The sequence below is a fragment of the Bacteroides sp. An19 genome (assembly GCF_002160215.1).
GTDB classification, from domain to species: domain Bacteria; phylum Bacteroidota; class Bacteroidia; order Bacteroidales; family Bacteroidaceae; genus Phocaeicola; species Phocaeicola intestinalis.
In genome coordinates this window covers 17197-31087 of sequence record NZ_NFKD01000013.1, presented here as the reverse complement: position 1 = coordinate 31087, position 13891 = coordinate 17197, and the positions used below count along the sequence as shown (strand labels likewise).

The 13891-nt window shown below is 49.9% G+C and carries 9 protein-coding genes; all 9 read left to right on the top strand.

Annotation, left to right across the window (positions count from 1 at the left end; genetic code table 11):
• Positions 1-62: 62 nt before the first annotated feature.
• Positions 63-650 carry a DUF4840 domain-containing protein gene (locus tag B5F25_RS07480; RefSeq protein WP_140406884.1) on the top strand — a complete coding sequence of 196 codons (588 nt, stop codon included), beginning with the start codon at positions 63-65 and terminating at the stop codon, positions 648-650.
• A 180-nt stretch (positions 651-830) separates the two neighbouring features.
• Positions 831-1745: a hypothetical protein gene (locus B5F25_RS07475; protein WP_087248658.1), complete on the top strand. Its 915-nt coding sequence runs from the start codon at positions 831-833 to the stop codon at positions 1743-1745.
• A gap of 197 nt (positions 1746-1942) precedes the next feature.
• A complete protein-coding gene (locus B5F25_RS07470; RefSeq protein WP_087248656.1) occupies positions 1943-2938 on the top strand; it encodes a hypothetical protein in 996 nt (331 codons plus the stop codon).
• Positions 2939-3206: 268 nt separating this feature from the next.
• On the top strand, positions 3207-4103 hold the full coding sequence (locus B5F25_RS07465) for a glycosyltransferase family 2 protein (RefSeq protein WP_087248654.1): 897 nt from the start codon (positions 3207-3209) through the stop codon (positions 4101-4103).
• Positions 4104-4147: 44 nt separating this feature from the next.
• Complete coding sequence (locus B5F25_RS07460) at positions 4148-5056, top strand: glycosyltransferase (RefSeq protein WP_087207683.1); 909 nt, start codon at positions 4148-4150, stop codon at positions 5054-5056.
• Positions 5057-5421: 365 nt separating this feature from the next.
• Positions 5422-7569, top strand: a complete 2148-nt coding sequence (rnr, locus tag B5F25_RS07455) for a ribonuclease R (RefSeq protein ID WP_087248652.1) — start codon at positions 5422-5424, stop codon at positions 7567-7569.
• Between the two features lie 183 nt (positions 7570-7752).
• A complete protein-coding gene (locus B5F25_RS07450) occupies positions 7753-9216 on the top strand; it encodes a DUF3375 domain-containing protein (RefSeq protein ID WP_087248649.1) in 1464 nt (487 codons plus the stop codon).
• Positions 9217-9309: 93 nt separating this feature from the next.
• The gene (locus B5F25_RS07445; RefSeq protein WP_022040772.1) at positions 9310-9885 is read left to right on the top strand and encodes a DUF4194 domain-containing protein; all 576 of its coding nucleotides are present in this window, start codon (positions 9310-9312) and stop codon (positions 9883-9885) included.
• Positions 9869-13273, top strand: coding sequence for an SbcC/MukB-like Walker B domain-containing protein (locus B5F25_RS07440; RefSeq protein WP_087248647.1), 3405 nt, complete (start codon positions 9869-9871; stop codon positions 13271-13273). The genes B5F25_RS07445 and B5F25_RS07440 overlap by 17 nt, the downstream gene beginning before the upstream one ends.
• Positions 13274-13891 lie beyond the last annotated feature (618 nt).

Below are 13891 nucleotides of genomic sequence, written 5' to 3'. Positions count from 1 at the left end.
ACCGTTTGCAAACTAACGGAACTTTGCTACATTTGCGGAAACAATCAAAATACCAACCCATTATGAAAACAAGATACTTATTAGTAGGAGCGATGCTCCTTAGCCTTTGCTGCTTTATGAGTTGCAACAAAGACGAAGACCTCTTTTCACGTGATGAAATCCAGCGGTTCCTTTTTAATATGAAGGATGATTATTACGGAACAGTAGAAGTAATTTGCCGTAAGGATAGTCTGACTCTTGATACCTTAAAAACCGTAGCCCGCTCCCGCGATTCACTGATGTTTATTATGCCGTTGGAGCCGATAGCCAAAATGGTTTCGGATAAAAGCGTAGCCCAACGGCTGTGTGATATCGGCGAAATTACGGTTACTGCCGGATATGAATTTTTAAATGCAACAGGTGAGACTTATACCAATTTTAGATTATATCCTGAAGATGCTATCATTTACGGTGGATTGGGAGCACCGCCTACCATCCGAATTGTTTTTTCTTCGCTTTATGACGGTCGTTATGAATATTATAATCAAAAGAATTATATTTCATTCAATATTGCCCCGGCAGAGTTATGGGTAAACGGCGAGAAATACGAAACGTTTCAGGTTCCTTACGCCGATAAAATAGTTTACCATTTCGAAGGCGAAACCAAATAGTAAAATTTGAATATCCGCAATCATTCCCTGTAGGGGCGGGGTTAGCCCGCCCGTATGCATTCACGTAGACGTTTTCGGGCAGGCAGACCCTGCCCCTACAAGGCATTGGGTGGAATGCGAAATTCATATAATAAAAACAATCTGCGGAAATCCGCGTTAATCTGCGTTTCAACATACTCCATGAGCACCCTTTACGTAGTCAGCCCCCCGCTTGAAATCTTCGAAGGCTTGAAGCCCGAAGTGAAGCAGCACATCGTGATGCTGCCCGACTTCCTGCGCTATCCCTCCGGACGGTTCAAAGGAATCACCCGAAGCCTGCTTGCCGGACGCATCCCCTTGCCCAAGCGAATCTTATATTATTGGTTCCCGAAGAAATACTTCGACCGGATTATCCATGCCGAGGCAGGCGATGCCATCTTGATTTACGAAGCGTGCAACGTGCGGGTGCTCCGCGCCATCCGCCCTTACCTGCCCGAGGGAGTGCCCTGCTACATTTACTATTGCAACCCTGTCGGCACCACCTTCCGCCGTCCTGCCGAAGAACTGCAAGCCATCCGCGCCCTCGGATACCGCCTGACGAGCTTCGACCCCTGCGAAGCGGAACGCTACGGAATGGCATGTACAGGACAATACTTCCGTTATCCCGAACACCAGCCCGACAACATCGACTCCGATTGCTTCTTCTGCGGCCTGCCCAAAGACCGCGCCGGCACGCTGCAACGCCTCCGCACACGCCTTGAAGCCGAAGGCCTCACGTGCGATTTCGTTATCCCCCGCACGCCGGCGGAGAAGCTCACCTATCCCCAGTACCTCGATCGCCTTGCCCGCACGCGCTGCGTTATTGACATCAGCCAGAAGGGACAGACCGGCCTGACGCGCCGCCCCCTCGAAGCCCTCTTCTACGGCAAAAAGCTCTTGACCGATAATCCGGAGATAGCACGCTATGACTTCTACCGTCCGCAAAACGTCTTTATCCTTGGCAAGGATCCGGAAGAACAGCTCCGCGCCTTCATCGAAAGCCCCCTTGCCGAAGTGCCCGAAACCGTCCGCGCCGCCTACGACGTAAACGAGTGGATAAGGCATTACCTGCCGTGATTTTTTACAATCATAAAAAAGAATACCGCAAACATCCCATGTAGAGGCATATTGCATACGTCCGAATGTGCCAACTTATCCACACGGATGTTTTCGGGACACGGTTTTTGGGGACCGGAAGACACTTTCCTCTGCTTCGAAGGTGGATTATCGGAAAATAAAACTAACTTTGGACGTGAATTTAAGACAACTCAATTATGACCGATTACATAGCTACTTGGTTCTACCGCGAATCGGCGGACGAGGCGAGCTTCTACCCGCAGATGGGGCAGAAGGGCGACTCAGCACTGGTGCACTCGGTGTATATGCAGATACAGGTGCCTTTCTTCCGCACCTTCCGGCACTATAACCCTGCGGCACGGCTGCTGTTCTTCACGAATCTGAAGCGTGAAGGATTGCCCCGTTTCCTGCTGGAATTGTTCGATGAATTAAGCGTGGAGACCGTCACACTTCCTTATACACGGCGTCCGCCGAAGGGATGGTACGAAGCATGGCAGAACCAATTCTATCTATACGATATTCTTAGCGGGATGGACGGACGGATGCAGGCGGATGATACGTTGCTGGTGTGCGATGCTGATTGTTTGTGCCGTATGCCGCTTGACCCACTTTTCGATGAAATCCGCAACAATGGGAGTGCACTCTATGAGTTTATCACCGACCGTTCCGCTACTATTAACGGCATCACCCTGCCGCAGATGGAAGCGTTCTACGAAGCCTGCTACAGCAAACCTCCCCGTTTGCCACTTGCTTACTACGGAGGGGAATTCATCGGGCTGAGAGGCGACAACGTCTACCGTATCAATGAGGCATATCCTGAACTTTGGGCATTCAACCTTGCCCGAGCCGGCCTCCAAGCTCCCAAACTGAACGAAGAAGCGCACGTGCTCAGCATGCTTGCCGAGCGGCTGGACTTACGCAATGCCATAGCAAACCGTTATGTAAAGCGGATGTGGACTTCTCCGCAATTCAACAACGTCCGTCCCGGAGACGAGCATCTTGCCGTATGGCATCTGCCTTACGAGAAAAAGCGGGGGCTGTACCGCCTCTTCCGGCTCCTCGAAAAGCAAAAAGGCCTGGGCGATGAGGCCCGCTTTTGGGAAAAGGCAAAAGCGTGGACGGGCGTGCCTGCCGTGAGCCTCGTCAAGCGTCTGCGCGACCGGTGGACAACCTTGCGGATGCGATTCGATTGATTTACGATTTTACTATTTACTATTTATGCGAATCAGAAGTTAAACGTAGTTATGTTTCACAGGAGTTATCACTTCGTTCAGGAGTTAAAAGCCAATAGCTTTACTTCTGAAAGCGGTGCAAAAGGTATTGGCATCTAACTCCCAGCCCGCATTGGCGGGCGATAACTACCTATAACTCCCTTTTAACTCCTGATTGGCATTATTTACAATGCCGCATGGAGAAATAGTAAATCGTAAATTGTAAATTGTAAAATATAAAAATAAAACCATGAAAATACTGACTATCATTGTATCTTACAACTTCACCCGATGGATAAAACCTTGTCTGGAGAGCCTGTCCCACTCGGATTATCCCACCGATGTGCTGGTTATCGACAACGAGTCGCAAGACGATACCGTGCAAACCATCCGGAACGCTTACCCGCATGTGCGCCTCATCGCCAACGGAGAGAACTTAGGTTTCGGACAGGCGAACAACATCGGCATGCGCCTTGCGCTGGAAGAAGGCTATGATGCCGTATTCCTGCTGAACCAAGACGCATGGGTGGCACCGGACAGCATCGGATTCCTGGCTGCCCAGGCAGAGAAGCATCCCGAATACGGCATCCTCTCGCCTGTACACTTGAACGGAACGGGCAACCGGCTGGACCATGGATTCGCCAGCTATGTGCATCAGACCGACCCTGCACGCATTCCGCACGACCAGGACGTGATAGAAGCCCCTTTCATCAACGCGGCATTCTGGTTCATCCCCGTCCGCACGCTGAAAAGGCTGGGCGGATTTTCGCCCCTCTTCTACCATTATGGCGAAGACAAGGACTACGTGAACCGCCTGCACCGCCACGGATTGAAAGTGGGCTACGTACCTACGGCATTCGGTTGCCATGACCGCCAGTCGCGCCCCATGACCCGTGAGGTGTTTTTCCGCACCGAGTACGTGTATCTGCTCTCCGAATACACCAACCTGAACCGCACTTTCGGAAACGCTTTCGCCTATAGCGTCCTTGCCTGCGTGAAGAAAAGCCTGCTCGCCTTCATGCATCATAAGTGGAAAGACGGATGCACCTATCTGCATCTTGCCTTGAAGCTAAGTGGAAAGACGCACGAAGTTATATGCATCCGCCGGCGAACCCGCATGGAAGCGCCGCACTTCTTACTTGAATGAAACAACCCGCTATTAATTATTAACTATTAATTATTCATTAAAGCATGTACGCTCCGATTCTCCTTTTCGTCTACAACCGCCCCGAACATACACGCCGGGTTATCGAATCTTTGCAAACCAATGCTGAGGCAATAGAGAGCCGCCTCTTTATCTATGCCGACCAAGCCCGAAACGAGGCAGACCGTCCGAATGTGGACGAAGTGCGCCGGTACATCCGGAGCATCGGAGGCTTTAAACAGGTTACACTTATCGAACGCTCCGAGAACTGGGGTCTTGCCCGCAACATCATCGATGGCGTAAGCACGCAGGTCAATGCCTACGGGCGTGTGATTGTGCTGGAAGACGACCTGGTGGTGTCGCCCTACTTCCTGCGCTTTATGAACGATGCGCTGGAAACGTACAAGGACGAAGAGCGGGTAGGACATATCCAGGCGTGCGACTTCACGAAAGACCCTTCGCTGCCCGACACCTTCCTTATCAAGTGGACCGGAAGCTGGGGCTGGGCAACGTGGGCACGTGCCTGGCGGCATTTCAATCCCGACGGGAAAGCCTTGCTCGCCCAGCTGGAAGAACGCCGCCTGACCCACACCTTTGATTTCAACGGGAATTATCCCTTCACCCGCATGCTGCGCCGCCAGATAGCCGGCAAGAACAATTCGTGGGCAATACGCTGGAACGCCAGCCTGTTCCTCGCCGGTATCCTTTCGCTGAACGTGGGCAAATCGCTGGTGCAGAACACCGGATTCGACGGCACGGGCACGAATTGCGGAGGCGGAGGCCTCTATGCTTCCGACCTGTGGATGCATCCGCTCCCCGTCGTCCCTATTTCCCCCATCGCGGAGAACCAAGAAGCCCGCCGTGCCTTCGCCCGCTATTATCACCGCACCAACGGCTTTTGGGCGAAAGCCATCCGGCGCATCAAGCGGACGTTGCGGGGAGACTTCGGAGCTTAGTTCTCACCACAGATTACACAAAAGGCGTTACAATTGTTACAATTACAATTATTTTTTAGCGATTTCAATGGGAGGAGAAAAAGTGAACATAAAATTTATATTATATATATTATATTATAATATATATAATATACTATAATAATCAATACACTCTTCCTTTTTATGCCACACACAGAAAAAGCCGTTTTCAATTAATTGTAATTGTAACAATTGTAACGCTTCTGCCTCCGTTACAATCATTACAATTACAATTAGCCTTCATGAATATCTGCCACGATTGAAGACTATCTAAATAAAAATGCCTCAAAACAAACAAGATTCCATTTATTTTCTTTACTTTGTAGGAAGAAAAAAAACTACCGACTATGGCTAAGAAGAAGAAAGAAAAAAAAGGCGGGAAACGCATGAAGAAAAAAGAACTCGCCGAACTGCTCATCAGTTATTTCCAACTGCGGGCAGGACAGGCCTTCGGGCTGAAACAATTGTTCAGGGGGTTGAAACTCACTACACACCCCTTGAAAATGCTCTGCACGGATATCCTGCAAGAAATGGCTGAGGACGGATTCCTCATCAAAACCGAAGACGGACAATATAAACTGAACGATAAAGGACAAGTGCTGACCGGTATCTTCCAGCGCAAAAGCAACGGTAAGAACTCGTTTACGCCCGATGACGGAGGAGAACCCATCTTCATCGCCGAACGCAACGCGGCACACGCCATGAACGGTGACAGGGTAAAAGTGAGCCTTTGTGCACGCCGCAAGCGCAAAGAACCCGAAGGGCAGGTCATCGAAATCCTGGAACACGCCAAGACCACCTTCGTAGGCACGCTGAAAGTGACCAAGAACTACGCTTTCCTGCTCACCGAATCGAGTACGCTGGCAAACGACATCTTCATCCCGAAGGAAAAGCTGAAAGGCGGAAAGAACGGCGACAAGGCGGTGGTGCGCATCACCGAGTGGCCCGACGAGGCGAAGAATCCTTTCGGCGAAGTAGTGGACGTGCTGGGCAAGGCAGGCGACAACAATACCGAGATGCATGCCATCCTGGCGGAATACGGGCTGCCCTATACCTATCCGGCATCGGTGGAAGCCGCGGCGGAGAAGCTCTCGGCGGAAATCACCCCCGAGGACTATGCCGAGCGTGAGGACTTCCGCACCGTGACCACCTTCACCATCGACCCCAAGGACGCGAAAGACTTCGACGACGCCCTCTCCATCCGCCCACTGAAGCCGGGGCTGTGGGAAGTGGGCGTGCATATCGCCGACGTGTCGCACTACGTGAAGGAAGGCGGCGCCATCGACAAGGAGGCCGTGAAGCGCGCCACCTCGGTATACCTGGTCGACCGCACCATCCCGATGCTTCCCGAACGCCTGTGCAACTTCATCTGCTCGCTCCGCCCCAATGAAGAAAAGCTCGCCTACTCGGTCATCTTCACCCTCAACGACAACGCCGAAGTGAAGGATTACCGCATCCGCCACACGGTCATCAAGTCGGACCGCCGCTTCACCTACGAAGAGGCGCAAGCCATCATCGAGACCGGAACGGGCGACTATACCTACGAAATACTGGAACTGAACCGCCTCGCCCAGCAGCTCCGCGCACGGCGCATGGCAGCAGGTTCCATCGACTTCGACCGCGTGGAAGTGAAATTCGAAATCGACGAAAAAGGCAAGCCGCTGAGCGTGTACTTCAAACAATCGAAAGAAGCCAACAAGCTGATAGAGGAATTCATGCTGCTGGCAAACCGCACCGTGGCGGAACACATCGGCAAAGTGCCCAAAAACAAGAAGCCGAAAGTATTCCCCTACCGTATCCACGACCTGCCCGACCCGATGAAGCTGGAAAACCTGAACCAGTTCATCGCCCGCTTCGGCTACAAGATACGCACGGGGGGAAGCAAGACCGAAGTGTCGCGCTCGCTCAACCGCCTGCTCAGCGACGTGTCGGGCAAGAAAGAGCAGAACCTCATCGAGACGGTATCGCTCCGCGCCATGCAGAAAGCCCGCTACTCCATCCATAACATCGGGCACTACGGGCTGGCGTTCGACTATTACACCCACTTCACCTCGCCCATCCGCCGCTATCCCGACCTGATGGTGCACCGCCTTCTCACCCGCTACGAAGCCGGAGGTCGCACCGCCCAAGCCGACAAGTACGAGGAATTGTGCGAGCACAGCTCTGCCATGGAGCAGACCGCGGCAAGCGCCGAACGCGCGTCCGTGAAGTACAAGCAAGTAGAGTTTATGGGCGAACGCATCGGCAACGTGTACGACGGTGTCATCTCGGGCGTCACCGAATGGGGCATTTACGTGGAAATCAACGAGAACAAGTGCGAAGGCATGGTGCCGATGCGCGACCTGGGCGATGATTACTACGAGTTCGACGAGAAAAACTACTGCCTCATCGGACGCCGCCATCACCGCAAGTTCAGCCTGGGCGACCCGGTGAAAATCAAGGTGGCACGCGCCAACCTGGAGAAGAAGCAGCTCGACTTCACGCTGGCGGAATAACCCTGCCTCAACTGTATCTGATACACCGATTCACCACAGAGGACACACTGAAATCATTTTACCCATGGCCTCTGTGGTGATATATGAATAGGATATTCTCCGGAAGTCCTTAAAATTTTCCACTAGCACTGCTATTGATTTCCACAAGAAGTTTGTAATTTTGCACACTAATTGAAAATAAGAATGGCGTTACAAACTGAAGTGTTATCCGAAATCCTGCGAACTTCGCCTTGCGTGGAACTGCTCCGCTTGCGCAACCGGCAACTGATTATCCTATTTCTTTTCAAAATGTTTTATCATAGGCAGACCGCCGTGCCTTTCGAATCCTTACGCATGCAACTGGCCGACTACCTGAGCGCTGTACGACTAGAACAGGACGAAGAAAGCGGCATCACAGAATTCGATTCATTCGAGGAAAAGGCAGGCAAATACATCCAACGGTGGACCGACAAAGGATTCTTGCGCAACTATCAGGAAGAAACAGGCGAAGTATTTTACGAGCTATCACTCTATACCAGCAAAACCATCGACTGGCTGCTGAGCCTGAAACGTGAGGAATTCGTGGGCACGGAATCGAAATTCATGAATCTCTTCGGACAACTGAAGGAACTGGTAGAGTTTACCAACGAAGACAAGGAAGAGCGCATACGGATGCTGGAAGAGAAAAAGCGCGAGATAGAACACCAAATTCAGTCCATCCGTGCAGGAGGTGACGCACAGATATTCGAGGAATACCAGATATTGCCTCGCTTCAAGCAAATCAGCCAGTCGGCAAAAGAATTGCTTTCCGACTTCAAAGAGGTAGAAGAAAACTTTAAAAGCATTACCAAGGACATCTACCGCCGACATGCCGACGGAGCATATTCAAAAGGTGACATCCTGGGCTTTACCTTCGATGCCTTGGCAAACCTACAACAGAGTCCGCAAGGCAAAAGCTTTTATGCCTTTTGGGATTTCCTGCTGACCCCTTCATTACAACACACATGGGATGAACTGGTGGAACACCTCTACGACACGCTGGACGACAAGCGGTTGGAGGTGAACGACACCTTCCTGAAAAATATGAAGCAATACCTCTATTCCGCCGGGAAAAAAGTATATCAGGCAAATGACAAGATGGCAGAGAAACTGAGCCGCATCATCTGCGAAAACGGAACGATACCTACCATTGCCATCCAACGGGTGATAACCGACATCCAGTCGTCCCTGTTAGCATTGGCACAAAAAGGCATCACGCCCGATGTATCGCTGGAAGTAGAAACACTACCTGATATCAATATGCCTCTGGAACGGAAACTCACCTTGGAACGAAACGTAGAAGTCATCTATCGACAAGCATTGGAAATGGCAAGTTCGGACATCAGCGAAGCCCATTCGGCAGAGAACCTGTTCGTGCAAAACCGTATAGACCGACGCACATTGAAACAACACATTCAGCATGCCTTGCGACACAAGCGTCAGACTACATTAGGCGATGTCATCCAGGAAAACGGTGGCTTACAGCAGGGTTTGTCGGAATTATTCGGCTACATCAGTGTAATACGCGATTTCCGGCATATCATCCATGCCGAGCGGACACAGACCGTAACGTTCGACGAAACACAGCACAAAGCAATTGTTATTCCCGAAATCATTGTCGTGCGATGAAGTGCATGTTTACAGAGGACACTGAGTATTTCAATTATTTCCTCTGTGGTAAGCCCAAACTCCAAAACCCAAGAACTTAAAACTCAAAAACGAATGAACTTAGAATCTTACATCTCCCCATACGCACGGGCAGTGGTCTGCCTGTTGAAAGGTCCGGTAAATACCACCGACCGATGCTGGAACGACCTGTTACATTACCAGACAGAAATCCAGAAATATATTTCACAAATCGGGCTGGAACTGATTGTAAAACGCGACGAAGGATTCGCTTACCTGAAACAGATGACCGACGAGAGTGGCAATACCCTGGGACTGGTGCCCCGCAAGCCGCTGGGATTCGAATGTTCAGTGCTCGCCATCATCCTCCGCGAGGTGCTCGAAGAATTCGACAGCAACCTTGACGAGCTATATACCACCGCATGCTACATCACCGGCAAGGAACTGAAAGAACGCATCGAACTATTCCTCCCCGAACGCTTCAACCGTGTCAAGCTCTTAAACGAACTTGACTCGTACATCGCCCGTATGGTGCAACTGGGATTCCTGATAGAAAGAGAGCAAGAAGGGCGTACCTTTTATCAAATCCACCGCATTATCAAAGAAAAGGTCACACTCGACCAATTGGTAGAATTTAAAAAGAAACTCGAAAGCTATGTTGAATCTGTTTAGTACATCTTCGGATACGGCGGGGTTCCGCCTCGACTATATGGAAATCTATAACTGGGGCACATTCCACGAACGCATCTTCCGACTTGCCCCACAAGGCAACAATGCCTTGCTTACCGGAGCCAATGCTTCGGGCAAAAGCACCATCATCGATGCGTTGCTCACTTTACTGGTGCCAGCTAAGAAAGACCGTTTCTATAATCAGTCTTCGGGCGTGGAAAAGAAAGGGAACCGTACCGAAGAAACCTATGTACTGGGACATTACGGTAATATACAGAAAGAAGGTGAACGGGGAGTCACCACGCAAGCCTTGCGTGACAAAAGTGCCTACTCGGTGCTGCTCGCCTCGTTTTCGAATACAGACCAGCGGGTAGTTACCATCTTCCAGGTGCGCTGGTTCTCGGGTGGAGAACTGAGACGTAGTTTCGGGCTTGCCCATGTCCCCCTGGAAATACAAAAAGACTTTCAGCCCTTCGATGGCAAAGGTGTATGGCGGCGCAGGCTGGAGGCATCCTACAAAGGAGCACGCACGCTGGTTGAGTTCTTCGACGGACCAGTAGGCTATGCCGAGCGCATCACCCAACTGTTCGGTATGCGTTCGGTCAAGGCACTGAGCCTGTTCAACCAGATTGTGGGCGTGAAAGTGCTTGACGACCTCGATGAATTTATCCGCATCAATATGCTGGAAGAACACGATGCCGAAGCCCAGTACCTACAACTGAAAGATAGTTTTACTACCCTGATAGACGCCAAAGTCAACATTGAGAAAGCACGCACCCAAATAGAGATGCTCCAGCCGATAGCCAGCCTGGCATCCCAAATAGAAAGTGCCGACGAACGGCTTCACCAGCTGATGACCGACAAAGACACAGCTGTCTATTGGTTTGCCAAACAACTGATAGACCTTGCCAAGGAGAAACTCGATGTGGCAATGAAGGAAAAAGAAAAACTGGAAACCGAAATCGCACACCTGCGCCAGCGTGAAGAAAAGCTGAAGCAGGAAGAACGCACACTCTCGCTTGCCATCGAGAAAGACGAAGTCGGGCGTAAACTGAAAGAATTGGAAACCGACATCGAACGCCTCTCAAAAGTGCGCAACGAGCGAATGGCATCAATGGACACTTACAACGAACTTGCCAGCAAATCCGGGTTCTCACCCAACCCCGACGAAAAGACCTTCAACGCCCAGCGGGCCCAGGCTGCACAACAGATTGAAGAATGGACGGAAACCAAGGAAACATGTATCCGAAAACAAGTCCAGACAGAAAATGAACAAAAAAAACTGGCACAGCAGGTAGAAGAGCTGGTACACACAGTAGAAATGCTCCAGAAAAACAAGAACAACATTCCCTTACGCGAAACCGAAATCCGTGACGCCATTTTAGCGCATACAGGAGCTTCGAAAGAAGAAATTCCTTTCGTTGGCGAATTATGCCGGGTGGCTGAAGACGAAAAAGAATGGGAAATAGCACTGGAAAAAATCCTGCACCACTTCGCACTCCACCTTATTGTGCCCGACAAATATTACCATCAGGTCAACGAATACGTAAATACCACCAACTTGAAAGGACGGGTGATGTTCTACCGCTATACGCCCTCAGGTTTGCTTGCCGGTATGCAGACGTACCAGCTTTCCGCTGGCGAAGAAGGACAAGTCATCGACAAAATTGAAATCCGTCCCGATAGCGAATACGAAGAATGGGTGCGCGACATGATTCTGGAAAAATACAACTACACATGTGCCGATACACTGTCCGCATTCGAGCGTTACCGAGAAAAAGTGGTTACCCGCGAAGGACTGGTCAAATTTGCCGGCGAACGCCACGAGAAAGACGATCGTCCACACATCTTGCGCCGTGAGAATTTTGTTCTGGGCTGGGAGAATAAAGAAAAGATACGTCTCTTGCAACAAGAATTGCTCCAACTTCAGGAACAGGACGCCACGCTTGCACGAGAGATAGACCGCATCCGGCAAGAAGCTGCAGAAGGAGAAGCCCGGTGTGCCTTGCACCGCCGATTGGTAGACTTATTCCCTGACTTCAAGAAAATAGACTGGCAAAGCTTCGTAGGCGAAATCCAACGCAAACAGGAAGAAAAAGAAGCCTTGGAAAAAGGGAATGACCATCTGCACACCCTCCAGACACAACTGGAAAATGTACACGAAGAACAGCACCGCCTCTCGGTGACTGACATTCCGGAACACACCCGGAAAATGATTCATGCCGAATACCGCATCGAACAGTTGCAACGGGAAATAGACGAAAACCAACGGGTAATTTCGTCCATCCGGTCATTACTCTTCACTGATTTCGAAAAGAATTATGCCTACTTGTGCGAACTTTCTTACGACCAATTGAAACAAGAGCGCGGCAAGTTCCAGGCAAAGAACGAGCGTGAGCGCAAAAAACTGGAAACGGAAAAACGCGGATACGAAGACGAGGCAAAAGTGAAAATTACCGCCTTCAAGCATCCCGATGAGGATATCCTCACCCGTTTTAAAGACTGGCGTGCCGATGTAGACACTTTGCCTGATGCCACTCATATCGAACTGATAGACGCCTACCGGCAAATGCTGGAAAGGCTGGAAAAAGAAAACCTGCCCAAGTACGAAAAGCAATTCGACGGCTATCTGCAAAAGACACTCACCGATAAAGTGGGCGAGTTCCGGATGTTCTTCATCAACTGGATGCATACCATCAAGAGCAACATCGATATGCTCAATGACTCGTTGAAAGCCATCGATTACCGGATGCGTCCCGTTACCTACATCCAGCTCACCGCCCTTACACAAATCAGTGAAGAAGCCAGCGAGTTCAGACGGCTTATGGACGAAGCGGTTCCGAATGTACAGAAAATCAATGCCACATCCGACGGCAGGCGAATACACTTCTACGAACACGTAGAACCGTTTATGAGCCGTCTGGCAGACGAGGAATGGCGAGCCAAAGTTATGGACGTACGCTTCTGGTTCACCTACAAAGCAGAAGAATTCAACCGCCAGAACGGACACAAGGAAACCACCTATGAGAATATGGGACACCTTTCGGGAGGAGAAAAAGCGCAGCTGACGTATACCATCCTCGGTTCCGCCATTGCCTACCAGTTCGGACTTACCAAAAGTGGATTGCAAAGTGATTCGTTCCGGTTCGTGGCAATCGACGAGGCATTCAAGGCACAGGACGAAGACAAGGCACGCTACCTCATCACCCTGTGCAAGCAACTCCATCTCCAACTCCTTGTAGTGACGCCCAACGACAACATCCATATTGTGGAAAACGATATCTCGTACGTCTATTTCGTAGAACGCAAAGAGGAGAAAACCTCCTGGCTCTATAGCATGCCGATAGAACAATGGAAACGCGAGACCCACGAACAACCAAGTAGGACCTGAAACCGAACTACTGACATGAAACCGCACCAAAATAAAAGTCTGCTTTCATTTTATCACTGCCAGCACAGTGAAGGATTTCGAAAACATAAACCGATGCATACGAAATCCTTCGCTATGCGCCTCCAGACATACTTTTTGATAGTTCAATCCTATTTCAGCACACCATCTTATCATACATTTCCTCCAGCATATAGGAAAAATGTATGAAAAAAATTCCGTTTTTGACAAATTGCATGTATGAAAATTTTGAATTTTCCATGATTACTTATATCTTTGTTATGTCTAACCAATTACTATGAATAATGGCAGACGGTATTACATGTAAAGAAAGATATTTTTCATGCGTTTATCTTTTACTTCCTGAATATTGTAAAAACAAAAAAGGAATTGTCTTTGCAGTGTTGCCTGTGAGCCCTTGTGTTCTGTGACAACATCAACAAAAATGCACAAATCCATACCGCGCAGAGTATAATTGCAAAACATAACTGATAAAAGATAACAAAATGAAGATATGTCAATCTTTCCGGAATGAAGACATTCATACTTGTCTTTTCCTAAGGGAATAACGCAAACTCTCAAGAAACAAGACAAACCGGAAAACAGATTCCCATATCTTTT

What these genes read in the sequence shown, in the direction of transcription:
- B5F25_RS07480 (WP_140406884.1), top strand. Translation starts at nt 63, where the DNA reads ATGAAAACAAGATACTTATTAGTAGGAGCGATGCTCCTTAGCCTTTGC.
- B5F25_RS07475 (WP_087248658.1), top strand. Translation starts at nt 831, where the DNA reads ATGAGCACCCTTTACGTAGTCAGCCCCCCGCTTGAAATCTTCGAAGGC.
- B5F25_RS07470 (WP_087248656.1), top strand. Translation starts at nt 1,943, where the DNA reads ATGACCGATTACATAGCTACTTGGTTCTACCGCGAATCGGCGGACGAG.
- B5F25_RS07465 (WP_087248654.1), top strand. Translation starts at nt 3,207, where the DNA reads ATGAAAATACTGACTATCATTGTATCTTACAACTTCACCCGATGGATA.
- B5F25_RS07460 (WP_087207683.1), top strand. Translation starts at nt 4,148, where the DNA reads ATGTACGCTCCGATTCTCCTTTTCGTCTACAACCGCCCCGAACATACA.
- rnr (WP_087248652.1), top strand. Translation starts at nt 5,422, where the DNA reads ATGGCTAAGAAGAAGAAAGAAAAAAAAGGCGGGAAACGCATGAAGAAA.
- B5F25_RS07450 (WP_087248649.1), top strand. Translation starts at nt 7,753, where the DNA reads ATGGCGTTACAAACTGAAGTGTTATCCGAAATCCTGCGAACTTCGCCT.
- B5F25_RS07445 (WP_022040772.1), top strand. Translation starts at nt 9,310, where the DNA reads ATGAACTTAGAATCTTACATCTCCCCATACGCACGGGCAGTGGTCTGC.
- B5F25_RS07440 (WP_087248647.1), top strand. Translation starts at nt 9,869, where the DNA reads ATGTTGAATCTGTTTAGTACATCTTCGGATACGGCGGGGTTCCGCCTC.